Genomic DNA, 25,574 nt, shown 5'->3' on the forward strand with positions numbered 1-25,574 from the left:
TTAAGAATATTGGATAAAATGCATGACTTTTTCCCAAAACAAATCAGCTTGTTCTGCATGCACCCAATGCCCCGCATTAGGAATTTCTACAATTTCGTTATCAGGAAAATGCTCCTCTATCAAATCGTGATCTTCTTCCAAAATATAATTAGAAAGCGCTCCATCCACAAACATTGTTGGCTTATCAAAAACACAGGAAATATCAGAACTTCCACCGATACTTTCTATTTGAGCCTCTAGTGTCGGTAAATTGAATCTAAAACCATACGTTTTATCTTCCTTTCGGTACAAACTTTTGAGTAAAAACATTCTGATTGCTTGATTATCAAAAAAGTTCGACAAGACTTCATCAGCTTGTTTTCTACTTGTTATTTGGCTCGTCTCTACCGCATTCAAACCTTGTAAAATAACCTGATGATGGGGCGGATAATATTTTGGTGCAATATCCACCACGATAAGCTTTTCGATTCTTTCGGGAAAACTACAAGCAACTTGCATCACGGTCTTTCCTCCCATAGAGTGCCCTAGCAAATATACTTGATCCAAATCTTTGGCATCGAGATAATTTACTAAATCCTGAGCCATTTCTTGGTAATTATGCACAGGATGATGAAAAGATCTTCCATGATTTCTTTGATCAATTAAATGAACTTCAAAAAACTCTGCAAAACGTTTCCCAAGGCTTATCCAATTATCAAGCATCCCAAAAAGTCCGTGCAATATGACCAATTTTTTAGGTTTCCCCTCCCCGAGTATTTTATGATTGAGTATCTCCATCTGCCAATTGTTTTCGATACATAGCAATCGTGTTTTGAATTCCCAAATACAGTGCATCGCAAATTAAAGCATGCCCTATTGAAACTTCCAAAAGATTGGGAATTTGTTGGGCAAAATACGCCAAGTTATCCAAATCTAAATCATGACCTGCATTGAGCCCCAAGCCTAATGATTGGGCCTTTTCAGCCGCCAAAATATATGGCTGAATTGCCTGATTTTTATCCAAATGGTATCCTGTGGCATAATCTTCTGTATAAAGCTCTATACGGTCTGCTCCTGTTTTTGCAGCCCATTCTATTTGTACTAAATCACACTCCATAAACAAAGAAGTGCGAATACCTTGAGCTTTAAATTTTGCGATTATTTCTTTGAGAAAATCAAAGTGCTTTTTACAATCCCATCCTGCATTAGAGGTAAGGACTCCTGGAGGATCTGGTACTAGAGTTACCTGTGCAGGTTTATTTGCAAGAACTAAATCCACGAATTTCTCATTAGGATATCCCTCAATATTAAGTTCTGTAGCAATATGTTTTTTTAAATCAGACACATCGGCATAGCGAATATGTCTTTCATCTGGGCGAGGATGCACGGTGATTCCTTGAGCTCCAAATTTTTCACAATCCAATGCAAATTGTAAAACATTGGGATTATTACCTCCACGGGCATTTCTGAGCGTAGCGGCTTTATTGATATTGACACTTAGTAAAGTCATTTTCTTTCAAATTGTTTGGCAAAAATAAGGAGAATTGTTTTTCTTTTTGTCAGTTCGAGTGATTTTTGATGAAAAGCAATAAAACAAAAATTACAGCAAGAAGCCATCTTTGAAATCTGAAACTGTATGCATACCTTTATACCATCATGAATTACAAAAATTGAATTATGAAAAAGTTTGTCCTTAAGTTTTTGAGTTCCCTATTTATTTTAAGCCTTGTTTCTTGTGCTTCCAATACTTCAGAGTGGTTTGGAATAGAAGGCAATCACCATGTAGTTACTCAAGAAAGGAATATTCAGGAACCTTTTACGAAAATAAAAGTCAGTTCGGGAATTGAAGTTTTTTTCACCGAATCAGCCCAAACTAGCTTGAGAGTAATTGCCGATGAAAATATTCAAGAAAATCTCATCACGGAAGTAAAGGACCAAACGCTCCATATCTACAATAAAAAAATGGTGAGAAATGTAGAAAAAAAAGAAGTCTATCTTTCTGCCCCTTCTATTACCGATGTCTTAGTGACTTCGGGAGCTTATTTTAAATCTAAAAATATCCTTAAAGAACAAAAACTTTATGCAAAGGCTACTTCTGGTGCAGGTATTGAAATAGAAATAGACAATTCATTCTTAGGCGCTACAGCAAATAGCGGAGCAAGCCTTGAAGTGGCAGGAAAAACCGAAAAATCGGATCTAAGAGCCACCAGTGGCTCGTCTATTAGAGCCAAAAATCTTCAAACAGAAAACCTGAGTGCACATGCAAATTCTGGAGCTTCAATAAAAATCCATGTAAACAAAAAAATAGAAGCAAAAGCAACTAGCGGTGGATCTATCAAATATTATGGAAAACCAAACCATAAAGATATCACTCGTAACTCTGGAGGATCTGTGCGTTCTTTGGGTGAGTAATGAATACCCTAATGTGGTATAAAATGATTTCAAAAACTGAACGATCCTGTTCTCGATAAAATTTTTGACTCCATTGCATTTCATCAAAAACCACTCGAACTGACAAAAGCAATACAATCTTTATATTCCTGTCAGTTCGAGTGATTTCTTTGGAGAGCAGCGGAAAAGAAATTGTATCGAGAACTTTTTTGATTATCGTATGCTATTCTCGATAAAATTTTTGACTCCATTGCATTCTATCAAAAACCACTCGAACTGACAAAAGCATACAATTTTTATATCTCTGTCAGTTCGAGTGATTTCTTTGGAGAGAAACGGAAAAGGAATTGTATCGAGAACTTTTTTGATTATCGTATGCTATTCTCGATAAAATTTTTGACTCCATTGCATTTCATCAAAAAACACTCGAACTGACATGCACTTCAAAGGGGAAAAAACAAAAAACCCATTTGAAAAAATAATTTCAAATGGGTTTTTATCTTTTACTCACAAGTTCTATTACTCAACAGAGGCAGAACTTGTAGGGAATTTTCTATCTACTTTTTTAACCAATCCTTGAAGGACTTTTCCTGGACCTACTTCTGTAAAAGACTCTACTCCGTCTTCAATCATTTTGATCATAGTTTGTGTCCATTTTACTGGAGCAGTCAACTGAGCAATTAGATTGATTTTGATAATCTCAGGATCTTCAATTGGGCTTGCCGTTACGTTTTGATACACTGGGCAAACAGGTTTTTTGAATACTGTTTCTTCAATAGCTTTTGCCAAAGCTTCTGCTGCGGGCTCCATCAATGGGCTGTGGAATGCTCCACCTACAGGAAGAAGTAAAGCACGTCTGGCTCCTTTTTCTTTAAGCGTTTCACAAGCTTTTTCTACGGCTTCAATTTCTCCAGAAATTACCAACTGACCTGGACAATTATAATTTGCTGCCACTACTACCCCTTCGGTTTCTTGACAAACTTGCTCTACCACTTCGTCTTCAAGACCCAACACTGCTGCCATAGTAGAAGGTTTTGCTTCGCAGGCTTTTTGCATAGCGTTGGCTCTTTGTGCAACGAGTTTGAGACCACTTTCAAAATCGATAGCTTTACTGGCAACTAAAGCCGAAAGCTCACCTAAAGAGTGACCTGCAACGGCTGATGGTTGGAAATTATCCCCCAAAACGGTAGCCAAAATTGTGGAATGCAAAAAGATGGCTGGTTGGGTTACTTTTGTTTGTTTTAATTCTTCGGCACTACCCTCAAACATGATGTCGGTAATACGAAAACCAAGGATTTCATTGGCTTTTTCGAATAATTCTTTGGCTTCCGCCGAATTTTCATAAAGGTCTTTTCCCATTCCTGTGAATTGGGCTCCTTGACCAGGGAATACATAGGCTTGTTTCATCATACAGTCTATTTAAGAGATATTAAATGTAAGAATTCATTTTTCATCATAAAATCCTCTGCATACTTACCACTAAAAGCAGTGGTGGTGGTTATGGATTTTTGAGATTCTACTCCACGCATTTGCATACACATGTGTTGCGCTTCAAGAACTACCGCTACCCCTTTTGGTTGCAGCACTTCTTCAATACATTCTTTTATCTGTCTTGTCAATCTTTCTTGTACTTGTAGTCTTCTTGAGAAAACCTCCACAATACGGGGTATTTTACTCAATCCCACAATTTTTCCGTCTGGGATATAAGCGATATGCGCTTTCCCGAAAAACGGTAAAATATGGTGCTCACAAAGACTATAGAATTCAATTTCTTTTACAATTACTGGATCTTGATAATCTTCATCAAACATGGCTGAAAGGAGAATTTCTTTTGGGTCTTGCTCATACCCGCTTGTAAGAAACTGCATAGATTTAGCCACCCGCTCTGGTGTTTTCTCTAGCCCTTCTCTTTCACTATCTTCTCCAAGATCTTTGAGAATCTTGAGATAAGATTCTGCCAATTTCTCTGTTTTTATTTTTGGGTATTTTTCTTCGTTCATCCCTTGTTTCAAAAACTATTAGGAGGCAAAGTTAATTATTAAAGACGAATTAAGTTTACCGATTACTTTCTAAAATTATTCTCTTACACCGATTACTTATTCAATACTGGTTTACTTCTCTTCATTCACAATTAAGTTTTCACAATATATCGGTATTGGACAAAAAGAAAAGTCCATTTTCACTGAGTTTACAACTGATTATTAACAATATATAAAGACTACACAGTGAGTAATTTCACACCCTATTCTCAAAAAGATTACCTTTGCAGTAATAAAATAGTTTAGAAATACATTATGACGGGATTTGAAGAAAAGTATATCAATCCTTTTACAGACTTTGGATTTAAGAAATTGTTTGGTGAAGAACCCAACAAAGGACTTTTATTGGATTTTCTGAACGAACTTTTAAAAGAGAAAGAAGGAAATATAAAGTCCATCAGATATTTAAAAAATGAACATGTTGGACGTCATGAATCTGATAGACGAGCTATTTTTGATATTTATTGTGAAAATGAAAAAGGAGAGAAATTTATTGTAGAGATTCAAAAGACAAAACAGAATTTCTTTAAGGATAGAACGGTCTATTATTCCACTTTCCCCATCCAAGAGCAAGCCAAGAAACTGACTTGGGATTTTAATCTAAAAGGAGTGTATACCATCGCCATTTTGGATTTTATTTTTGATGAGAATAAGCATAACCCAGATAAATATCGTTATGATGTAATGCTTACGGATATTGAAACCAAAAAAGTGTTTTATGATAAATTGACTTTTATTTATCTTGAAATGCCCAAGTTCAATAAAACACTAGATGAATTAGAATCGCAATTTGAGAAGTGGCTCTATGTTCTAAGAAATTTACCGAATCTACAAAAACGCCCAGATAAACTACAAGAAAAAGTTTTTGCTCATCTTTTTGAGGTGGCAGAAGTAGCTAAATTATCCAGAAAAGAACTGATGTTTTATGAAGATAGTATGAAAGTTTATCGAGATTTAGAAAATTCTTTTGAAACTAAATACATGGAAGGTAAATTGGATGGTAAAGCTGAAGGAATTGAACAAGGAATTGAACAAGGAATTGAACAAGGAATTGAACAAGGCAAGAAAGCTCAAAGTATTCAAACAGCCAAAGCATTATTAAAAAGTCATGTATCAATTGATATTATTATTTCATCAACAGGCTTAACCGAAGAAGAAATCAAAAAAATTCAAGAAGAGCAATAAGGCAAAACTTGATGATATTCGTTGTAATTGTTTTTGGTACTTAAAGCCCCCAGTTACCACAAAGCAAAATCATTACTACCAAGTTCACTTCGCAACCGAAATAAAAATAAAACACTCAATAAAAAGCCATTGAGTGTTTTGTTGTTCTTGTAAAAATGGTTAATTTGGTATGATTATCAGTTGTCCAACCAAGTGAAACTTGGCGGGGGCGGGGGAATCTACTTTTTGGAAATTAGGAGCAAGAATCAATTATGGGTCAAAGAACTTATTAAACAATAAAGCTCTAATCACGATACGTAAATTAACACCATAAATTATGGTATAATTGTTTTTATACACAATAATTAAAACTATTTGCTATGAACTTTATTAAATGGACTCTTGTTCTACCCTTGATTATTGCAATTTTTTCTTGTCAAAAAGAAGAAACCTATCCTATGACGCTTCAGTTTGAACTTAATAAGGAAGTATTTACTACAGATACTTATACCTCATTGTTTACAGATAGTACGCTAGATATAGAGGCCGTTCTGGATCATGACCGATTACATTTTCACCTCCATAGCGGTACGAACAAATTATTGGTAGGGCATTACCCTTTGGGAGCTAATAGCCCTCATTATTTAACGTATTCCTCAAAGGGAAAACAACTGAAAGTAAAAGAAGGATGGATGGATATCAGTTATCTGAATTTTTATACAAATTTTACTTTTATGGCTGTACTAGAGAATAATGATACCTTACAGGCAGGCTTTGCAAAAAACTTGAGAGTAGATAAAGACGACTATATTATCCGTACCTATATAGACTCTTCTGGCTTTGCTGGCTTACCCAATGGTTTGCACGCCACTTTTGATTGGCAAGTGAATAATGGAGATTTTTATAAAAGCAATGAAGAACTCATCTTTACAGAAACTGCGGATACACTTTGGATTCAAGGAACCGAATATAGTTTTGGATATACTGTAGATTTTAAAATAGCTAAACCCTTAGAAAATCTTATAGGGAAAACTTTTTCACTCAAACATCCTGAACAAGACCAAGTAAAAATGACTTGGCATTATGGGGCAGTTGATGATTTGTATAAAGTGAAATATTATCCCTACAAAGGAGAAATTACCTTTTTGTCTTATGATGAAAATGGATTGCTTTTTACATTTAACACCAAAATCATTCATTGGTCTGAATATAACCAAAAACCCGAAGAAGACTATTTTGACACCAAAGACCTGCCTAATGGCATTGGAAAATATCTTCTTTGGTAAAAAACTGATACAGCAACAAAAATGCTAAACAATTGATATCATTTCTTACGTGAATATACTTAAAGGTAAAATACCCCGCTATCGCAAATGAATATCGCACAGTAAATCGCTACTGCCAAGTTTCACTTGGTAGCCATAATGAGAATAATAAACACCGTAATGAGTATCAAAAATCTACAAGAATACAAAACACTTAATAAGAATCTATTGAGTGTTTTGTTCTTGTGAAAATGATTAACTTAGTGTGATGCTCAGAGTGTCCAGTCAATTAAAAATTGGCGGGGGCGGAGGGAAACCTTGATGAAGAGTCTGATTTCACTACAATGCTTAATGATGAAGTGCTATACCCTCAAGGTTTTATTGTGATAGGAGCCTTTGAAAACAGACATTTCTTTATGCAAAACTACAAAGGGTTTCTAAACGATAATTCTGGTTATATGACCGGTAGAAATATTCATGGAGGACATGGATCCCCACTCACATCAGAAGAATTATATTCTTTTTAAATTTATCAAAATGAAAAAAACGTTTTATATACTTCTATTTGCATTAGTAATTAACGCCTGTAGTACAACGAAAAAACCTATTATTAATGGAGAAATTATCACCTCTCGTCCTAACCATTTAAAGGTTGTATCAGAAAATCATCGATTTGATAATTATTTATTTTACTGGAACGATCCTGATTTTTTACTTAGAACATTATCCATTACAGGCATAGCAAAAATGGTTGAAGACAAAACGGGGGAAAAAGCGGTGATCCTTATTGAACTATTATCTGAACAATTTGGGTTTATCCAATTAGCCAACTTTGTCGATAAAGACTTTTTGAGAGATAAAGCATATCAAAAACACAATAGAATAAGGCACCCTTATCTCGAAAAAATTAAGATAAATACAAAGAAAATGGATTTGTTGAAATTTAATAAAGTTTATGAGACGGATAGCTATACATTACTCCTAAACACCAATGGGCACAAGCTTCCTTCTCTAGGTAAATTGTTTATAGATAATCCTAAAAAGGCACAATCTATTCTCAACACAATTCCTGCTCAGAAACCTAAAGAAAAAGTTGAATCCATGAGATATGACTACTCTAATCATTTCTTGATTGATAAAGGAAAGATATATATATGGTGCTCTTAGTTATTTTTACTTCAACTCCATCAAATAGAATATTTAACAAATCTCAGCTACCGCCAATGAATAATACACCATTAATCGCTACTGTACTTAGTAACCAACATGAAAATAAAAGAACCAACAAAACACTCAATAAAAAGCTATTGAGTGTTTTGTTCTTGTGAAAATGATTAACTTAGTGTGATGCTCAAAGTGTCCAGCCAAGTGAAATTAGCGGTAACGGGGGCATGACACATTATAAACTTCACAAAACGGAATGGGATCAACTCAGTATTTATTTAGTTTTTTTTTAATGATCTTTTTAGTATCATCAAGTACTGATGTATATTCTCAAAATAAATTTAAACCAAAGAACCATTCAGCAAAAGAACTATATTACATACTGAATGATAAAAAGGTATATACTTGTGATTCTGCTATTTTCTTTTTCTCAAAAGGAGGAAATAGATCAACTCTTAAAGGGTTTCTTTTTAAAAAGGGTAGATATAGAAAATATACCTATCAAGCAGGTAGAGTGAGTATTGATATGTTCTCAAGAAAGAATAATAATATTTTCTCTGCATCTAACGTAACCCAATATTCACATGCTGAGATTAATCCTTGGGATACTACATACGAGGCTATGATTGAATCGGTTGTCTTTGATTATCGTATAGTTTTTGTAGATTTTATAAATCATAGACTTTTTAGTGCTCAATCAAGAGCTCCTCATATTTTTGGTATTCCATTTTTTAAAAATAGAGAATATTTAGATTTTAGGGAATTGTTTCATAAGTTAACGAAGTTACATCCAAAACCAAATCTTTTTAATAGAGATAATCCAGCCTTAAAATTCTATCATTTGTACGAAGAGACTGAGATTTTTGGTACTGAAAAGAAGCCGTAGTACAAAATAGCAAACAACCATGTACCCCAGCTACCGCAAAGTGAATCGCCACTACCAAGTTGGACTTGGTAGCCAGTATGAAAATCAGCATACAACAAAACACTCATTATTTAGACTTCTTTTGATCAAATGATACTGATAATTTCAAAACTTTATCACTAAAATATTATAGCGATATTCTCTATAAAATCCTTTTGATATTCCCCGAAAACTTAATCAATACATCTTGGTCCTTTTCAGGGTATTCTTCCAGGTCTGAATCATTCGCAATTCCTACACCTGCGTAATATAACCTAGCTTCTTTATCTTTTGCATGTTGTTTCATGGCTTCCATCCAGATGGTGTTAAATTCATCAGGATTTGCAGGATATAGCACGTGTTTTACCAGAACAAAACTGAGTTTACGATCCTTTTGACATACAAATTGAGGGTTTTTACCATAAGTAGAGTTAATGGCAAGAAACTCAAAACCTTTTTTTTCGAGTTTTTTCCCCACTGTGGTCATGGCTATTTGATGAAGTTCTTGAGGAGTGTATTTCATAACTAAGAGATCGCTTTTCGGTCTTTATTATCAATAATAATGATGATTGAGAATGCCAACCAAACAAAAACGGCTACTTTTTCGGTATCGAGGTAATTATTGAGGATTCCATGTGTAAAATAGGAAGCGTTTCCTAATATTGCTGCCATAACCCAATATTTATAATCGGGGTTTTCTACCCGATAATACAATTTAATTGACTGCGAAAAAAACACATAGAGTAAAATTGCCAGACCCAAAAAGCCTATCACCCCCGAGTCTGCAAGTGAACCTAAAAATTCACTATGCGCATTTCCAAGGTTTCCATCATTAGTAGAAATAAGGCTTCTACTATAGGATTTTTGAAAACGTCCGTACTCAAATTGGTAGGTTCCTGGTCCCCAACCCGTAATGGGCTTTTCTTTCCAGAGTTCGATTGCACAAAACCATCTATTAAGTCGTTCTACATTAGATGCATCGGTAGAAATATTGGACATAGAATTGATGTGCTCAGTAATATTTCCTGAGGAATCTTGAGAGTTTTTGTTTAAAGCAAAATAAATATCATCCCAGTATGAATAAACCGTTGTTCCTAAAATGAGTCCTAATCCTAAGACATATTTAAAAGGAATTCTGGCTTTTATTAAAAACCACACGCCTATTGCCGCAATAATACTCACCCATGCTGCTCGGGTATATGAAAAACCGATTCCGATAAGCAAAACAACAGTGGTTAAGATATAAATAAATCGATAGAAAACAGAAATGTTCTTTTGAAATATTTGAAAGAATGACAAAAACATCACAAAGGTTATAGATGCTCCATAAACTGTATGATCCTTATAAAAAGGTTGCATAACAAAATGTGCATAATGCAACTCAAAACCTTTACTAGCCAAACGCACTACGGAGTATAAAACTACAATAGAAGTAAAAACCGAAAGTAGTAGCAAAAATTGATGATAATTTCGATCTTTCTTAAAAAATTGATACCCTAGAATAACGACTGGAAATATAAACCACCATTTAGAAATAAAGGATTTAATAGCCACCAAAGGCATTTCACTGGTAACTACAGAAAAAAGCATGGCGAGCAAATAAACGAGTAAAGCGATAAAGATAGGATGCTTTCTCATTCCTCTAAAGTCATCAAAATAGAAGAAGAATTTATAAAAAGAAACCCCTAACAAAAACACCAAAATGGGCTCCGCTGGTAAAGAAATATCAATTGCCATAGAGGTATAAATTCCAAACTCCTCCAAAGAAGCACTCAAAGGAATGGTTATGGCAAGCAAATAGAAAAAATAATCAATCTTGAATATCACCCAATAAACAACCACAAGCACAAAAGGAACTGCCACAGCAAAAACCAATTTGTCTTGTTGGAGGAAATAAGTGGAAAGCCCAAGAAAAAAAACAGAAACCAAAATAGGAATCCAAAAATGAGCTTTTTCACCTTTGAGTATATTCAGGAGATTTTCCAAAGAAGAATTAGGATTTAAATTCGTGAATATTTTCTTTGAAATACAATACTGTAAGAGTAATAACAAATGCTAAAAGAGCTGCACCAATTACAATCAATGAACGTATTGGATAATGTTTTTTGTAAGCAGGTTTAGCTTTGTTGATTACAAATTTATTGGTCATTGGTTTTAGATTGTCTATTTGAATATTATGCAGCTGCTTTCTCGTTATTTCCAAATTTCTATTGAGATACATAGCTCGATGTTCAAACTGATAAATCTGAGCGGCATATTTTCCCAATTTCTTTAATTCTTCTCGTATTTTTCCTTCAGCGCGTTTATTATTATTACGGATAGCAATACCCAATTGTTCTGAAAGTTTTTGAGATTGTTGATCTGCCGAAATATATCCTTCACCAAAATAAGATGTTGCCTCTCTATTAATAGAATCCATTTCTGCTTGAACTTTACGGGCATATTCTTCCATTATTACTAAGGCTTCTTTAGCTCTATCCGTTTTGATTTTTAGTATTACTTCATCAATCAACTCAACGATTCTGTTAGCAATATCTGCGGCTCTTTGGGCATCATAGTCTACCACATTGATCTCAACAGCTAAATAGGAATTTTTTTTAAAGGTAATGTGTTTTCTATACAAATTATCGAGCCAAGCTTCATATTTTTCATGATTTGGATCTAACCAATAATGTTTTCCGAGTTCAAATTCTTTAATGATCACTTCTTTAATCATATCCGATCTAAGAATTTGAATAAGTTGTTCTGCATTTTCTTCTTCTCCAAATTCTAAAACATTTTTACGATAAGGATTATCCTCCACCGTAAGTGCTGCCGAAACAGACGGAGTAGTAGTTGCATACACCGTTGCGATAGACTTGTATTTTGGTCTGATAAAAGTACTACTCGAGAAAATAATAGAAAGAACTACTGCAACAACCCCTACAATTAGGAAGGTTTTCCAGTTTTTGAGAACAAATTTGATAAGGTCTTTTGCTTGAAAATAAGATTGATCCGACATATTTAAGAATGTGTGATTTTCTGGTTTAAGGATACAAAAGCTTCGCTTTAGCATGCAAATATAAACGAAAGAAATTGTTCATTATTTTTTTTGCAATCAGTTTTTAACTAAAAAGTTAAAAATTATAACAAATCGAATGTTTTAAATACAGATTTCATCAAGTCTAATAAGTATATAAAATTTAATCACTAATTTTAGCACTAAATATTAGGAATTCAAGCAAAAAAAAAATTACATCATACAATGAAACATATCTGTGTAGCAGGAAAAAATGAGATTGCCATCTCTATATTAGCCTATCTCAAGAACAAACATAAAGACTCTAATTTCTTATACATAAGGAACAAAAATGATCATGGTGAGGACTCTTGGCAACCTTCTTTTCACTCATTTGCTAGAAAGGAAGGAATAAAAGAAACTAACCTTGAAGAGCTGTATGAATTGGAGGATTTAGTATTTTTCTCCATGGAATTTGATCGAATTATAAAACCCGAATTATTTAAAACAAAAGAGTTGTTTAATATTCATTTTTCGGCTTTACCACAGTATAAAGGCATGTTTACTTCAGCCTTACCTTTACTGCATGGCGAGGAATTTTCGGGGGTAACGCTACATAAAATAGATGCAGGAATCGATACGGGTGATATTATTGATCAATTAATATTCCCGATAAAGTATATAGAAAATAGTGAAATTCTGTATAAAACCTATATGGATTATGGAATAAGTATTGTGATAAAAAACATTGACAATCTAGTGTCAGGGAAATATGATAGCACTCCACAATCTAGCAGAAATAGCTCTTATTATTCCAAAAAAACTATTGATTACTCAAATCTTGAAATCGATTATAACAAAACGGCTGAAGAAATTAGGAATCAGTTTAGAGCTTTTACTTTTAGACCCTACCAAATGATGAAATTTGGAGAATGGGAAATCTATAAAACTTCCATTAGTACAAATAAAAGCAATCAAAAACCTAAAACGATTATTGATGAAGATGACTGTGGAATTACCATTGCAACAATAGATTTTGATATTACGCTATACAAAGATTACTACAAGCAATTTTGGGAAGCAGCAAAAAATGGTGATTTGAAAAAAATCAAAGAAATAATACCTTATGTTCCAGAAATAGATTTGAGAAATAAAAAGGGATGGAATGCTTTAATATTAGCTGTTTACAATAACCATTTAGCACTTGCTCAATATTTATTGGAGCAAGGAGCAAACCCAAACGGAGTAAATTACAAAGGAACAAATATAACTATGTATGCTTTGTCTTGTTTGAAAAACACGGGAGACAGTAGAATGCTAGAGCTTGTATTGACTCATAAACCCGATTTAGAAAAGACAGATACAAATGGCTTAAATATTTTTCAATATGACCCAAATAATCTATTAGAACCCTTTGTGTAAAAAACAAAAAAGTAAATTCATTCGTGTATAAAAAAAGCAAGGTCTTATGACAAATCTGTATATTTGTCACAAAATCATAAGACCTTGAAAAAAACTGTCACACCCTACAAAGATTCCAAAGACGGAAAGAAAGAGCAAGTAGCAACAATGTTTGATAATATTGCTCCTAAATACGATCTACTCAATCGTGTACTTTCTATGGGAATAGATGTAAGTTGGAGAAAAAAAGTAAAGAAAATGCTTCATCAAAATTCTGTAAACAATATTTTGGATATTGCCACAGGAACAGGAGATCTAGCTATTACACTTCATAAGCCAGGTATAAAAATTACTGGTTTAGATATCTCCGAAGGAATGCTAGAAGTAGGTCGAGAAAAACTCAAAGAAAGAGGGATAGATAATGACGTAAACTTCATCCTTGGCGATGCAGAAGAAATGCCCTTTCCAGACAACCACTTTGACGCTATCACGGTAGCCTTTGGTGTAAGGAATTTTGCAAATCTCGAAAAAGGATTAAAAGAAATACACCGAGTATTAAAACCAGGTGGATTCCTATATGTTTTGGAATTTTCTCAACCAACAACAACACCTTTTAAGCAGTTTTATAATTTTTATTCTACCAAAATACTCCCAGGAATAGGGAAAATGGTTTCAAAAGACGATTCTGCATATACTTATTTACCAGAATCTGTAGCCGCTTTTCCTTTCGGACAAGAGTTTTTGGATATTATGACAAATTGTGGTTACTTAGAGCCAAAATGCAGACCTCTAACCATGGGAATTGCAAGTATCTACTCGGGAACTAAGCAATAAGTTAATAGACAAAAACGTTATGAAGGATATGAAATCTAATTTTGGACTTTTTTTACTAGTTTTTCTATTTTCTGTTTCAGCACTAATGGCACAGGATAGAAAGCGAATTTGGAATATTCCAAAATTAGATAAAAAACCTTATCATTTTGGTTTCCAAGTAGGTTTAACAAATGACGGATTGAATTTAAAATTCAATGACAAAATCTCTGAAACCAATATTCTTACAGCTGAAACGGTTAAGTCTTCAGGTTTTAATGTAGGATTTATTGCAGATTTACGCCTCAACAAACACTTCAATCTAAGATTTACACCTTCCCTTATTTTGGTAAACAGATCTATTGAATACCGTACGCTCGAGACCAGCAATATCCCAGGCTTACCTCCTACTTCTATTGAAACTTTGACAAAGCTAGACGAAGCAGCCTTAGGGCATATTCCATTTACTTTAAAATTCAGAGCCATGAGAAGAGGTAATTTTAGACCTTATATTTTCTCAGGTTCACATATGACAATAGATATGTCATCAGACGAAAAAGTGGAAGAAGTTGAAGTATTAAACCTTAAACCTCTGGATTTTGGCTTACATTTCGGAATGGGAGTGGACTTATACCTTGAATTTTTTAAACTAGGTATAGAAGCTAAATATGTTTACGGACTTACCGATTTAAAAGTTGATAATGGAACACCCTATTACGATATTTTTGATAACGTAAAAACTCGTGGCCTTCATCTCATTCTTACCTTCGAATAAAACAATATACACCTTACTTACTACACAATGCCAAAAGAGGTTCAAATAAGCTTGACACCTAAACAAGCTCATTTTACAGAAAGTCATCAGATTCATATTGCCAAAAAACTAAGAATCAATAAAAAAGAAATTCAAGGAATTAAACTTCTTAGAAAATCTATTGATGCTCGTAAAAAAGTGAAAATCCTCCTTAAGTATCAGGTGTTCTTTAATGGAGAAAAACATACTGAACGCTCTTATAAATTTCCATCCCAAAATGTGGAGAATGCAGAAAGAACCATAATTATTGGAAGTGGTCCTGCAGGACTTTTTGCGGCACTCAAACTGATAGAACAAGGTAAAAAACCCATTGTTTTAGAAAGAGGAAAAGATGTTATTGAAAGAAGAAAAGATTTAGGGATTATCCATAGATTACACGAGGTAAATCCAGATTCTAATTATTGCTTTGGCGAAGGAGGAGCAGGTACTTATTCAGATGGAAAACTTTACACCCGCTCAAACAAAAGAGGAAATTTAATGGAAGCATTGGAGATTCTTGTGTTCTTTGGAGCAAAAGAAGATATTCTCACGGATGCTCATCCTCATATTGGAACAAATAAACTTCCTAAGATTATTGCAAAAATGCGCGAAATGATAATCGATTGCGGAGGAGAATTTCATTTTAATACACGGGTAACAGACATAATTTCAAAAAATGGTGCATTTGACTCAGTAAAGGATCAACACGGAAATACCTTTGAAGGAAAACACTGTATTCTTGCAACAGGGCACTCGGCAAGAGATATCTACGAGCTTTTTCGTGAGAAAAATTGGGAATTGATTGCCAAACCTTTTGCATTAGGAGTACGTGTAGAACATCCACAAACAATCATTGATTCTATTCAATATCATTGTGATATACGTTCTTCATATTTACCTGCTGCTGCTTATTCATTAGTACAGCAAGTACGAGGAGAAGGTGTTTATTCATTCTGTATGTGTCCAGGAGGTCATATTGTTCCCGCAGCAACAGCAAATGGCGAAGTGGTTGTGAATGGAATGAGTGCTTCTACCCGTAGTTCTCGATATGCAAATTCGGGAATTGTGGTAAGTATTGATCCCCACCAGTTACCAAATTTTGAAAAAGATGGTGCTTTTACCTCTTTGAATTTCCAAAAATCTATTGAACAAAAAAACTGGGAAATAGGTGGAAAAACACAAAAAGCCCCAGCACAAAGAATGACCGATTTTTGTGAAGGTAAGGTTTCCACAAATTTGAATAAATGCTCTTATATCCCTGGTCTTACACCGAGCTCTCTGGATGAAGTACTTCCTAATTTTGTTGCTTCAAGACTTAAAGACGGTTTTAGAGCTTTTGGTAGAAAAATGAAAGGATATTACACAGAAGAGGCAAATGTTGTGGGTGTAGAATCTAGAACTTCAGCACCTATCCAAATCCCTCGTGATACAGAAAAACTGACCCATCCTCAAGTAGAAAATTTATACCCATGTGGAGAAGGAGCAGGCTATGCAGGTGGAATTCTCTCTGCTGCTCTGGACGGAATCCGATGTGCTGAGAGAATTAATCATTCCTAACTCACATTTATTTTTAGTCTTGAATGCGCATTCCAATACAAAATGTGTGATTGATTGTTTCTAATTCATCCCAAGTTTGAGGAGAATAGGACATAAAGAAACCATGGTAAGCAAATGTAAACATGGGACTTAAAGCCCAGCTACCTTCGTCAGTAAGTTCGTAAGAAATTGTTTGAGCATGATTGGTGATAAGAGCAAATCCTTTTGTCTGAGAATTTACTCGATAATTGGCTGTTGCAGAAGTATATCTTGAAATCTTGACTCCACCTCCGATGGCGAATTCAGAATCAGCAAAATCAATCATTCCTCCTAACTCAAAAGAATAGGTAAGCCCAATATCAAAATCTGATAAACTGTAACTTTTTAATGTTTGACCAGCCATTTCAGATTTAATATAATTACTGATTTTTGTTGATTTGTATGGGCCAGGAGTATAACCTTCCTCAATTCCTAAAGAAACTCCTGTATGGAGTAGTATTTTTGTGTATCCGTCAGTAAGTGGTGTAAGTAATCCAACATTAACAAAAAAACCAGTATTGGCAGAGCTATATTGAACTCCACTAGTAAAATCTTGTCCGTAAGTATTTATTCCAATAAGAAATAAAAAAAATATTAGTGCTTTTTTCATCGGGTAAAAATATTGTATTTTCATTAAATAACAAGTGCTTGGATAATAAATATGCAAACCTTTTCCGTTCTATAGTAGAGGCTATCAATTTGGAAAGCCGTAACTTTGCCTTTTGATTCAAAAAAATAGATAAAACTGTGGAAAAAAGACGATTTACCATAACGGCTGCATTGCCTTACACCAATGGACCTGTGCATATTGGGCATTTGGCAGGAGTATATATTCCTGCAGATATTTTTGCAAGATACCAAAGACTCAGAAACAACGATGTACTTTTTGTTTGTGGTTCTGATGAACACGGTATGGCAATCACCATGAAGGCTCGAAAAGAAGGTGTTTCGCCTCAGCAAATTGTTGATAAATACCACAACATCATCAAAGATTCCTTTGAAGAATTTGGAATTTCTTTTGATATCTATTCTAGAACATCCAATAAAACACACCATGAAACGGCTCAAGAATTTTTCTTAAACCTTCATGAAAAAGGAGAATTTATTGAAAAAACTTCTCAGCAATATTATGATGAACAAGAAAAACAATTTCTTGCCGATCGTTATATTCAAGGAACCTGCCCACATTGTAAAAATGAAGAAGCCTATGGTGACCAGTGTGAAAAATGTGGAACTTCCTTATCTCCAGAAGAATTAATTGAACCAAAATCTACTATCAGTGGAGCAAAACCTATTAAAAAGGAAACAAAACACTGGTATTTACCATTAGATAAATATTCTGATTGGCTTGAAGAATGGATTGTAGAGGGGCATCAAGATGATTGGAAAGTAAATGTTTATGGACAATGCAAGTCATGGATTGATCAAGGATTGGTACCCAGAGCAGTTACTCGAGATTTAGATTGGGGAATAAAAGTTCCTGTAGAAAACGCCGAGGGAAAAGTACTTTATGTATGGTTTGATGCTCCTATCGGATATATTTCGGCATCCAAAGAATGGGCAACCGCCAATAACAAAAATTGGGAAGACTATTGGAAAGATAACAATACGGAACTCATTCATTTTATTGGAAAAGACAATATTGTTTTCCATTGTATTATTTTTCCATCTATGCTAAAAGCACATGGAGATTATGTACTCCCTTCCAATGTTCCTGGAATGGAATTTTTAAATCTCGAAGGGAAAAAGATTTCAACTTCAAGAGATTGGGCAGTATGGCTGCACGAATACCTTCAGGAATTCCCAGGAAAACAAGATTCTTTGAGATATATGCTTACAGCAATCGCCCCAGAAACAAAAGATAACGATTTTACTTGGCAAGATTTCCAAGGAAAAAACAATAGCGAACTTGTAGGGGTTTTTGGAAATTTTGTGAATCGAGTTTTAGTTTTGATTAATAAATATTGGGGAGGAGAAATACCTCATTTTGAAAATCCATCAAAAAGAGACTTAGAAACTTTGGAGCTTTCTACTCAGTTTAAAACAAAAGTAGAACAGTCTATGGAACGTTACCGCATTCGCGAGGCTCAATCAGAAATGATGGCTTTAGCAAGACTGGGTAATAAATATTTGACAGAGGAAGAGCCTTGGAAGCATTATAAAACAGATGAACAAATAGCTAAAAACATTTTGTATGTTTCTATGCAAATTTGTGCCCAACTAGCAATTCTTGCTGAACCGTTTATCCCGAATACTTCCGAAAAACTCAAGAACATGCTCGCCTTTGATAATACTACTTGGGAAATGGCAGGAGAAAAAGACCTCCTAAAATCAGGTCATAAAATAAACAAGGCAAGTCTATTATTTGAAAGAGTAGAAGACGCAACGGTTGAAGAGCAAGTGCAAAAGCTGGAAGCTAAAGCACAAAAACAACAAGAAAACAACAACCAAGTGACACCACAAAAAGAAGAAACAACTTTTGACGACTTTATGAAAATGGACCTAAGAGTAGGAACTATTTTGGAAGCGCAGAAAATGAAAAAAACCAAAAAACTTCTTCAATTAAAGGTGGACACAGGAATAGATCAAAGAACAATAATTTCTGGAATTGCAGAACACTATAATGCAGAAGAAATTATCGGTAAAAAAGTGATGGTTTTGGTAAACCTAGCGCCAAGAAAAATGAGAGGAGTAGAAAGTGAAGGAATGATTTTATTATCTGAAAAAGAAGATGGAAAACTCTACTTCGTGGAACCCAACAGTGAAGCAAATAATGGGGATTCGATTGCTTAATAAGTGTAATAGAAAAAGTGTTATAAATGAAAAGAGGATTACTCTCGCAATCCTCTTTTCCTCTTAACCTAGTTTTTTTCACTTATGAAAAATCAATACCTAAAAACATATTTGCAACCACTGTGCCAAAAAACAAATTATGAGAAAAAATTTTAAAAAAAACAGCTCAAAAAAAGGGTTTAGTTCAAGACGAAATAGAGAATCTTTTGGAAATGAAAGATTTGACAAAGGAAATAAATTTTCATCGAAAAAAGAATTTTCACCTGACGACAAACGCAATAATTCTGATGACAACAATTCTGATGACAAGAAAGGGGGTTCTAAGCGATTTGTAGATAAAAAAAGAATAGCAGGAAGGAAATTTTCAAAACCTAAAAAAGGAACTTTTGCCAAAAACAAAGATTTAATGCGAATCAATAAATATTTGGCACATTCAGGATTGGGTTCTAGAAGAGAAGTAGAAAAATACATCACATCTGGTTTAGTAAAAGTAAACGGAAAAGTAGTAACAGATCTTAGTCACAAAATAGGCAAAAAAGATGTTGTTCAGTTTGATGGAGTAAGAATAAAAGGGGAAAAACAGCGTTATTTCGTAATGAATAAACCCAAAGGATTTATCACCACAACTTCTGAAAATGAAGAGCGAAAAACAGTGATGGATTTGATTAAAAAAGCCTGTAACGAAAGAATTTATCCCGTTGGACGATTGGACAAAAACACCACAGGAACTCTATTGTTTACCAATGATGGTGATGTCTCTAGAAAAATGACGCATCCTATTCATGGAGCCACTCAAATTTACTATATTGTACTTGCAAAGCCTTTAACAAAAGCTGATTTTGATAAAATACAAGAAGGAATCGATTTAGAAGATGGATTCTTTAAGCCACTCGAAATGGCATATATAGAAGGTAAGAAAAGAGAAATTGGAATGCAATTTAAGAGTGGAAGAAATCAAGTTATCAGAAGAGTTTTTGAAGAACTTGGATACACTATTGATCGACTAGATCGTGCTTTTTATGCAGGACTTACCAAAAAGAATCTTAAAAGAGGGCAATATAGAGAACTAACACACCAAGAAGTTCAATTTTTGAAGATGAAATAGCCGTAGGCAGTTGTTTTTTTTTATCTTTAGAATCCAATTTGAAATCTACCTATGAAAAAGCTATTGATTATAACCCTAGGATTATTTTTCTTTTCATCTCAAGCACAGAACGACAAAGAGTTTGGAGTTTATTTAGGAAGTGTAATTTCCCATCCAAATGAAAAAAGTCTTCTTGGGGAGGAGCTCGGGATTTACTACAAAAAGAACGTTTTTAGTAAATTTTCTTTTGTTTCTGGGCTCAATTATCGCTCACAGCTACAGAGAGAGAGTTTTCATCTTCCTCTAGAAAATTATATCAATAATTATTTGAGTATTCCCGTAGGTTTAGAATACTGTTTTAAAGACCAAGCCTTTATTGGCTTGGGAGCTGATTTTGATTTATTAATGTCTGCAAAAAGAAAACGTTTAGATCAATTTGATCAAGCAATTGATGTAAAGAAGTATTATAATTTTGGAGATATTGGCGTGTATTTCAATATCGGATATCAGGTAAAAAGATCTGTCAATATCAATATCAAATACCATATCGGTTTTGTAGATAAATTGGTCAAGCCAGAAAACTTTGGATACACTCAAAACAATACTTTCTTGAGTCTTTCTATTGGTTATAATCTGGTTAAAGAATAAATCAGGTGCAAGCAATCTATCAGTTTCGTCGTTGGTGGAAGAGATTGTTTTTTATCTCTGCCTTTGGTATCGTTGCCATTACGATTATTTACTCAAACACGCTTATTTCGGAACTCAAATACGAAGAAGTAAAAAAGGTAGAAATCTGGGCAAAAGCCTACCAACACATTGAAAATCTTAAAGATGGATGTAGTGACATCGATCTCTTTTTGGATATCGTGCAAAACAACAGCACCATTCCAATGATCATTTTCAATGAAAAAACTCAAGAGGTCGTAAATGCTTTGAATATTGACGAAGGTGTTGATACACTCCAGCTCATTAGAAATATGGAGAAGGATTATCCACCCATTCAAATCAAAGGTTTTTTGGATCCCGAAAGTGGCGAAAATAACCAAGTAAAGATTTTTTATACCAATTCTTCTGTTTTATATAAACTCAAGATTTACCCTTATATTCTTTTTACCACTTTGGCATTCTTTATTGCCTTGGCATATTGGGCATTTTCTGCCAGTAGAAAATCTGAACAAAGCCTTGTGTGGGCAGGTATGGCAAGAGAAACGGCACATCAAATAGGAACGCCTCTTTCTTCTCTTTTAGGATGGTTTGAATTACTTAAAATACACGATGTACCTGATGAAACATTAGCAGAAATCCAAAAAGATTTAAACCGACTTCAAATTATCACCGAAAGATTTTCTAAAATTGGAGCTCAACCAGGCTTAGAGCCTCAAAATATCGTTCCAGTTGTCAGAAATGCTTACCAATATCTCAGAAGGCGTTCTTCTCAAAAAATCAACTTTGAATTCACTTGCGAAGCTGATGAATACACGATAAACCTCAATAAAGAATTGATGTCTTGGGTGATCGAAAATTTAATTCGAAACTCTGTAGATTCTATTCAAGGCGAAGGAGAAATTTCACTACACATTTTCGATAAAGATCAGAATATCTATATTGATATCACAGACACTGGAAAGGGAATAAAATTGGCTAATTTTAAAACCATTTTTGAACCAGGTTTCACCACCAAAACAAGAGGTTGGGGCTTAGGTTTATCTCTTGCCAAAAGAATTGTAGAAATGTATCATCATGGAGATATCTATGTTCTAAAATCTACTGTAAACGTAGGAACAACCATCCGTTTGATTCTTTCAAAAGCTAAATAAAACTCCTTTGTCAGCACTCTATTTTCATATTCCATTTTGCAGGAAAGCTTGCGCTTATTGCAATTTTTATTTTCAAACTAATTTGGCTTTGGAAGATGAATTGGTTTTAGCACTTATTCAAGAGTTTTTACAAAGGAAAAGAGCATGGAAAAATGGTATCGAAACACTTTATTTTGGTGGAGGAACCCCCTCAATATTAAAGAATTCTAACTTAGAACTTATTGTCGATACACTAAAACAAAACCTTGATTTCTCTGAAATTCAAGAAATCACTCTAGAGTGTAATCCAGAAGATATTTCTCCAGAAAAGTTGAAATTTTGGAAAAAATTAGGATTTACGAGATTGAGCATGGGGGTTCAGTCATTTTTTGATGAAGAACTCAAAAATATGGGAAGAAACCACCAAGCCAATCAATCCATAAAAGCTTTAGAGGATATTGTACAATCTGATTTTAAAGAGAATTTTTCAATTGATTTGATTTACGGTAACCCAATCAACGATACTTTTTGGAAAAAGAACCTAGAAATTGTAAAAAAATTTCATCCTCCTCACCTTTCTTGTTATGCACTTACGGTGGAGCCTGATACAAAATTGGCTTATCGGATTTCTAAAGGAAAAAACTTACCGATCAAAGATCAAAAAGCCGTTCAAGACTTTGAATATCTTAGAAAATGGGCTCAAGAAAATACCTATGACCATTATGAGCTTTCTAATTTTGCTAAACAGGGAAAAAGATCTCAACACAATCAAGCCTATTGGCAGGGAAAAAACTATATAGGAATAGGCCCAGGGGCTCATTCATTTTCAGGTAATGAAAGAAGGTGGAATATTTCAAATAATCCTAAATATATTCAAAGTATTCGCCAAAAAACATGCTTCTGGGAGGTAGAAAAACTGTCAACAAAAGATCGTTTTAATGAATGGTTAATGGTATCCTTACGAAGAGCCTCGGGAATTCATAAAGAGGAACTTTTAAATTTTCCTTTAGATTTTCAAAAGGAATTTTGGGAAAACATGAAATTCCAAAAAATGTACTTTATCGAATCCCCAAAAAACCTTCAATTAAAACCAGAACACTGGATGATTTCTGATGGTATTATCGCCGAGTTTTTTATTGTTTAGTCTTCTTGTATCGGTCATTGAGATTAATTGATACTTATCTCTACTTCTTGTGAATTTGGGCTTGGCGTCCAAAGTTCTATTTCTCTTATTCGAGCATCCTTTCCTCCATCGATACTTCCATCAGTTGGGGCATTCCCACCATTCTTATCAATAGCTCCTACTACAATTGTGTTAAAATTGCCCGTGGAGGTAGCTGTGAGTAGTTGATTTCCTTGATCATCAAGATTAGCGGAAGGTGTTGCAGTTGTTGCTCCTACTTGAACTGCTCCATTAAAAAATTTAATATAAACTCCCCAATTTTTATTCTCCATTGGATGATACCAATATAATTTCACCTGATGAGCCGCAGTATAAGTTTGCCCAAGAGGTATGGATACAGATGTTCCATGGTGCATTTTGTGATCATCGTTACCATCATCTGTTGGTGCAGCATCATTCAGGTTATTATTAAAGTACACCTGCAAAGTGTTTAAATCATTTGAAAAATGATCACCCGTAACTGTCACGCTAGAGTTATTAATGATTAATGGAGTTGGTACCGAATTCGTTATGACTCCCACATAACTACTAGATGTTGCAACACCAGACAAAGTACCTGAACTTGCAACCGGGGTTACCTCAAACTGAATAAATTTACCATTGTCGGCTGCAACCAAGCTATATAAAGAATCTGTAGCGCCAGCAATTGCGACTCTATTTAACCCTATATTATTATCCGCTCTATACCATTGATAAGTATGTATTCCAGCTGCATCATTTTCACTATCTATATAGGTAAAACTAGCAGAAAGTACTTCTCCCACTTGTGTTGTTCCTCCTATAGACAGTAATGCTGCAGATGGAGCAAAATTACATAGTGGAAGCTCCTTCCACTCGCTACCATTATAAAATGTTAATCGACCTGTTCCTGTACAACAATTACTACAATAAACAATTAATCCTGATGACGGAGTCTGGATATTATTCATTTGAGTTTCCGTTAATCTAGGTGGTAGAAAACCTCTGTTTACCGCTTTCAATTCCAAAATAGCACTGGGATCTGGGTTTGATGTCCCAACTCCTACTTGGCCATAAATATTATCAGACATATACAAAAATAATAGAATAATACTTTTTATTGATACTTTTACAATAATTACACTTTTCATAACAAACTATTTATCAGGTAAATATAAGTTGTTTTTAATAAAAAAACAATGTGACAGAATATATACGCTTTATAAATACATATCGTTATAGATAGAAAAATATTATAAACTTATTTATTTGAAATCAATCCTCTTTTATTTCTAACCCAAAAAAACGAAGCTCTAAATGATGAAGATCCTTTGTGTTTTCCTTGTAATACTCAATATACAGATGTGATCAATGATTAATATACATCATGATATAAAACAGTTTCAATAAAATGAAAATCTATAATTAGAATTTATTCATAAAAAAAAGGTCTCGACCAAATTATTTGGTCGAGACCTTTTTTTATATTGTGTTTTCAATAATTAGTCTGTTGAAATACTTCCTGCTGCAACGGTTGTGTTTCCATTGTTTATTTCAATTTCAGAAATCATTACGTGCTTCTTCGTATCATCAGCAGTTCTAATAACTACTCTATTAAATGTACCCGTAGCTGTAACCGAAAAATCTCTAGCGATAGATTCAGATTCATCTGCGTGAACGGTACTAAATGCAGATTGCACCAGCGTATTCCCATTGAAAAGCTCCATGATTAATCTTGATCGTTTAAAACCTGTTTTATTATTTCCCTGATCATAATTATACCATACTACCTTCAACGTAGTTCCTGTATTCTGATTATTGGCAAACCTAAACATTAAGGGTGAATTCTTATTGTTTTTGATATTTGACTGAGCAAAACTTGAGGTATTGTCATATTCCGTAGGATGCAACTTATTATCATTACTATTCGCAGAAGAATACGTTGTAACACCATCAAATAAGTTTACAAAACCATTATCAAAATGGTGAAATTTCCCATTCGGGATATTATTATCAGTAATCGTAAAGGTCAGACTAGCAGTAGCTGGAATGGCTGACGCTATTGCAGACGAATAATTCGAAGCGGTAGTCATACCCGGAGTGGTACCAGCACTTGCAACTGGCGTAACTTCAAATTGAATAAATTTACCATTATCCGCAGCCACTAAGGCATAAGTTGAATTAGTAGCTCCTGCAATTGCCGCTCTATTTAATCCTGTATTATTATCTGCTCTATACCACTGGTAAGTATGTGTTCCAGCAGGATTATTTTCATTA

25 protein-coding genes are annotated in these 25,574 nt (G+C 34.2%); 15 read left to right on the forward strand and 10 right to left on the reverse strand.

Going from position 1 to position 25,574, the window contains the following annotated elements:
* Together N4A45_01395 and N4A45_01400 are read right to left on the reverse strand one after the other, a co-directional pair.
* On the reverse strand, positions 1-777 hold the full coding sequence (locus N4A45_01395; protein MCT4663870.1) for an alpha/beta fold hydrolase: 777 nt from the start codon (positions 775-777) through the stop codon (positions 1-3).
* Positions 758-1,489, reverse strand: a complete 732-nt coding sequence (locus N4A45_01400) for a pyridoxine 5'-phosphate synthase (protein MCT4663871.1) — start codon at positions 1,487-1,489, stop codon at positions 758-760. Before N4A45_01400 ends, N4A45_01395 begins: the two co-directional genes overlap by 20 nt.
* Before the next feature lie 167 nt (positions 1,490-1,656).
* Here N4A45_01400 and N4A45_01405 point away from each other — a divergent pair, with 167 nt between their 5' ends.
* Positions 1,657-2,391: a DUF2807 domain-containing protein gene (locus tag N4A45_01405; protein ID MCT4663872.1), complete on the forward strand. Its 735-nt coding sequence runs from the start codon at positions 1,657-1,659 to the stop codon at positions 2,389-2,391.
* A gap of 498 nt (positions 2,392-2,889) precedes the next feature.
* On the opposite strand, the gene fabD is transcribed toward N4A45_01405, so the two are convergent.
* Both fabD and folE read right to left on the reverse strand, forming a co-directional pair.
* Positions 2,890-3,780 carry an ACP S-malonyltransferase gene (gene fabD / locus N4A45_01410; protein ID MCT4663873.1) on the reverse strand — a complete coding sequence of 297 codons (891 nt, stop codon included), beginning with the start codon at positions 3,778-3,780 and terminating at the stop codon, positions 2,890-2,892.
* 5 nt (positions 3,781-3,785) lie between these two features.
* The gene (gene folE, locus N4A45_01415; protein MCT4663874.1) at positions 3,786-4,370 is read right to left on the reverse strand and encodes a GTP cyclohydrolase I FolE; all 585 of its coding nucleotides are present in this window, start codon (positions 4,368-4,370) and stop codon (positions 3,786-3,788) included.
* 294 nt (positions 4,371-4,664) lie between these two features.
* Between folE and N4A45_01420 the strand changes: the two genes are divergently transcribed.
* From N4A45_01420 to N4A45_01440, 5 genes are all read left to right on the forward strand, one after another.
* Complete coding sequence (locus N4A45_01420; protein MCT4663875.1) at positions 4,665-5,594, forward strand: Rpn family recombination-promoting nuclease/putative transposase; 930 nt, start codon at positions 4,665-4,667, stop codon at positions 5,592-5,594.
* Positions 5,595-5,953: 359 nt separating this feature from the next.
* A complete protein-coding gene (locus N4A45_01425) occupies positions 5,954-6,859 on the forward strand; it encodes a hypothetical protein (protein ID MCT4663876.1) in 906 nt (301 codons plus the stop codon).
* 275 nt (positions 6,860-7,134) lie between these two features.
* Positions 7,135-7,365: a hypothetical protein gene (locus tag N4A45_01430; GenBank protein MCT4663877.1), complete on the forward strand. Its 231-nt coding sequence runs from the start codon at positions 7,135-7,137 to the stop codon at positions 7,363-7,365.
* 10 nt (positions 7,366-7,375) lie between these two features.
* Entirely contained in the window at positions 7,376-8,005 is a 630-nt protein-coding gene (locus N4A45_01435; protein MCT4663878.1) for a hypothetical protein, read from the forward strand.
* A gap of 253 nt (positions 8,006-8,258) precedes the next feature.
* Positions 8,259-8,888 (forward strand): hypothetical protein, encoded by a 630-nt coding sequence (locus N4A45_01440; protein ID MCT4663879.1) that lies wholly within the window; start codon positions 8,259-8,261, stop codon positions 8,886-8,888.
* Positions 8,889-9,069: 181 nt separating this feature from the next.
* On the opposite strand, the gene N4A45_01445 is transcribed toward N4A45_01440, so the two are convergent.
* The 3 genes from N4A45_01445 to N4A45_01455 are packed head-to-tail and all read right to left on the reverse strand — an operon-like array spanning position 9,070 to position 11,907.
* Positions 9,070-9,429, reverse strand: a complete 360-nt coding sequence (locus N4A45_01445; GenBank protein MCT4663880.1) for a Na(+)-translocating NADH-quinone reductase subunit F — start codon at positions 9,427-9,429, stop codon at positions 9,070-9,072.
* Positions 9,430-9,431: 2 nt separating this feature from the next.
* Positions 9,432-10,892 carry an O-antigen ligase family protein gene (locus tag N4A45_01450; protein MCT4663881.1) on the reverse strand — a complete coding sequence of 487 codons (1,461 nt, stop codon included), beginning with the start codon at positions 10,890-10,892 and terminating at the stop codon, positions 9,432-9,434.
* Positions 10,893-10,899: 7 nt separating this feature from the next.
* Positions 10,900-11,907, reverse strand: coding sequence for a Wzz/FepE/Etk N-terminal domain-containing protein (locus N4A45_01455; GenBank protein ID MCT4663882.1), 1,008 nt, complete (start codon positions 11,905-11,907; stop codon positions 10,900-10,902).
* Between the two features lie 243 nt (positions 11,908-12,150).
* On the opposite strand from N4A45_01455, the gene N4A45_01460 reads away from it, so the two are divergent.
* From N4A45_01460 to N4A45_01475, 4 genes are all read left to right on the forward strand, one after another.
* On the forward strand, positions 12,151-13,326 hold the full coding sequence (locus tag N4A45_01460) for a formyltransferase family protein (GenBank protein MCT4663883.1): 1,176 nt from the start codon (positions 12,151-12,153) through the stop codon (positions 13,324-13,326).
* A gap of 84 nt (positions 13,327-13,410) precedes the next feature.
* The gene (gene ubiE / locus N4A45_01465; GenBank protein ID MCT4663884.1) at positions 13,411-14,139 is read left to right on the forward strand and encodes a bifunctional demethylmenaquinone methyltransferase/2-methoxy-6-polyprenyl-1,4-benzoquinol methylase UbiE; all 729 of its coding nucleotides are present in this window, start codon (positions 13,411-13,413) and stop codon (positions 14,137-14,139) included.
* Positions 14,140-14,167: 28 nt separating this feature from the next.
* Complete coding sequence (locus tag N4A45_01470) at positions 14,168-14,890, forward strand: PorT family protein (GenBank protein MCT4663885.1); 723 nt, start codon at positions 14,168-14,170, stop codon at positions 14,888-14,890.
* A 27-nt stretch (positions 14,891-14,917) separates the two neighbouring features.
* Entirely contained in the window at positions 14,918-16,465 is a 1,548-nt protein-coding gene (locus tag N4A45_01475; GenBank protein MCT4663886.1) for an FAD-binding protein, read from the forward strand.
* A 13-nt stretch (positions 16,466-16,478) separates the two neighbouring features.
* On the opposite strand, the gene N4A45_01480 is transcribed toward N4A45_01475, so the two are convergent.
* A complete protein-coding gene (locus N4A45_01480) occupies positions 16,479-17,093 on the reverse strand; it encodes a hypothetical protein (GenBank protein MCT4663887.1) in 615 nt (204 codons plus the stop codon).
* 137 nt (positions 17,094-17,230) lie between these two features.
* Here N4A45_01480 and metG point away from each other — a divergent pair, with 137 nt between their 5' ends.
* The 5 genes from metG (at position 17,231) to hemW (ending at position 23,300) form a co-directional block, all read left to right on the forward strand.
* Positions 17,231-19,276: a methionine--tRNA ligase gene (gene metG, locus N4A45_01485; protein MCT4663888.1), complete on the forward strand. Its 2,046-nt coding sequence runs from the start codon at positions 17,231-17,233 to the stop codon at positions 19,274-19,276.
* Positions 19,277-19,415: 139 nt separating this feature from the next.
* Positions 19,416-20,381 (forward strand): rRNA pseudouridine synthase, encoded by a 966-nt coding sequence (locus N4A45_01490; protein MCT4663889.1) that lies wholly within the window; start codon positions 19,416-19,418, stop codon positions 20,379-20,381.
* Positions 20,382-20,432: 51 nt separating this feature from the next.
* Positions 20,433-21,008 carry a hypothetical protein gene (locus tag N4A45_01495; GenBank protein ID MCT4663890.1) on the forward strand — a complete coding sequence of 192 codons (576 nt, stop codon included), beginning with the start codon at positions 20,433-20,435 and terminating at the stop codon, positions 21,006-21,008.
* 5 nt (positions 21,009-21,013) lie between these two features.
* Positions 21,014-22,177 carry an ATP-binding protein gene (locus tag N4A45_01500; GenBank protein MCT4663891.1) on the forward strand — a complete coding sequence of 388 codons (1,164 nt, stop codon included), beginning with the start codon at positions 21,014-21,016 and terminating at the stop codon, positions 22,175-22,177.
* A 7-nt stretch (positions 22,178-22,184) separates the two neighbouring features.
* Positions 22,185-23,300 (forward strand): radical SAM family heme chaperone HemW, encoded by a 1,116-nt coding sequence (hemW, locus tag N4A45_01505; GenBank protein ID MCT4663892.1) that lies wholly within the window; start codon positions 22,185-22,187, stop codon positions 23,298-23,300.
* 23 nt (positions 23,301-23,323) lie between these two features.
* Here hemW and N4A45_01510 read toward each other — a convergent pair whose 3' ends face one another.
* Both N4A45_01510 and N4A45_01515 read right to left on the reverse strand, forming a co-directional pair.
* Complete coding sequence (locus N4A45_01510; GenBank protein MCT4663893.1) at positions 23,324-24,448, reverse strand: hypothetical protein; 1,125 nt, start codon at positions 24,446-24,448, stop codon at positions 23,324-23,326.
* Between the two features lie 351 nt (positions 24,449-24,799).
* A partial coding sequence (locus N4A45_01515) for a hypothetical protein (GenBank protein MCT4663894.1) occupies positions 24,800-25,574 on the reverse strand: 775 nt, incomplete at its 5' end.

This window comes from Flavobacteriales bacterium, from assembly GCA_025210805.1.
Taxonomy (GTDB): Bacteria; Bacteroidota; Bacteroidia; order Flavobacteriales; family CAJXXR01; genus JAOAQX01.

Excerpts from the sequence above, each read along its gene's own strand:
- N4A45_01495 (MCT4663890.1), top strand. The coding sequence starts at position 20,433 with ATGAAAAAGCTATTGATTATAACCCTAGGATTATTTTTCTTTTCATCT.
- N4A45_01425 (MCT4663876.1), top strand. The coding sequence starts at position 5,954 with ATGAACTTTATTAAATGGACTCTTGTTCTACCCTTGATTATTGCAATT.
- N4A45_01490 (MCT4663889.1), top strand. The coding sequence starts at position 19,416 with ATGAGAAAAAATTTTAAAAAAAACAGCTCAAAAAAAGGGTTTAGTTCA.
- N4A45_01435 (MCT4663878.1), top strand. The coding sequence starts at position 7,376 with ATGAAAAAAACGTTTTATATACTTCTATTTGCATTAGTAATTAACGCC.
- N4A45_01470 (MCT4663885.1), top strand. The coding sequence starts at position 14,168 with ATGAAATCTAATTTTGGACTTTTTTTACTAGTTTTTCTATTTTCTGTT.
- N4A45_01420 (MCT4663875.1), top strand. The coding sequence starts at position 4,665 with ATGACGGGATTTGAAGAAAAGTATATCAATCCTTTTACAGACTTTGGA.
- N4A45_01480 (MCT4663887.1), bottom strand. The coding sequence starts at position 17,093 with ATGAAAAAAGCACTAATATTTTTTTTATTTCTTATTGGAATAAATACT.
- N4A45_01510 (MCT4663893.1), bottom strand. The coding sequence starts at position 24,448 with ATGAAAAGTGTAATTATTGTAAAAGTATCAATAAAAAGTATTATTCTA.
- N4A45_01475 (MCT4663886.1), top strand. The coding sequence starts at position 14,918 with ATGCCAAAAGAGGTTCAAATAAGCTTGACACCTAAACAAGCTCATTTT.
- fabD (MCT4663873.1), bottom strand. The coding sequence starts at position 3,780 with ATGATGAAACAAGCCTATGTATTCCCTGGTCAAGGAGCCCAATTCACA.
- N4A45_01440 (MCT4663879.1), top strand. The coding sequence starts at position 8,259 with ATGGGATCAACTCAGTATTTATTTAGTTTTTTTTTAATGATCTTTTTA.
- N4A45_01445 (MCT4663880.1), bottom strand. The coding sequence starts at position 9,429 with ATGAAATACACTCCTCAAGAACTTCATCAAATAGCCATGACCACAGTG.
- N4A45_01405 (MCT4663872.1), top strand. The coding sequence starts at position 1,657 with ATGAAAAAGTTTGTCCTTAAGTTTTTGAGTTCCCTATTTATTTTAAGC.
- folE (MCT4663874.1), bottom strand. The coding sequence starts at position 4,370 with ATGAACGAAGAAAAATACCCAAAAATAAAAACAGAGAAATTGGCAGAA.
- N4A45_01455 (MCT4663882.1), bottom strand. The coding sequence starts at position 11,907 with ATGTCGGATCAATCTTATTTTCAAGCAAAAGACCTTATCAAATTTGTT.
- N4A45_01400 (MCT4663871.1), bottom strand. The coding sequence starts at position 1,489 with ATGACTTTACTAAGTGTCAATATCAATAAAGCCGCTACGCTCAGAAAT.
- N4A45_01395 (MCT4663870.1), bottom strand. The coding sequence starts at position 777 with ATGGAGATACTCAATCATAAAATACTCGGGGAGGGGAAACCTAAAAAA.
- N4A45_01460 (MCT4663883.1), top strand. The coding sequence starts at position 12,151 with ATGAAACATATCTGTGTAGCAGGAAAAAATGAGATTGCCATCTCTATA.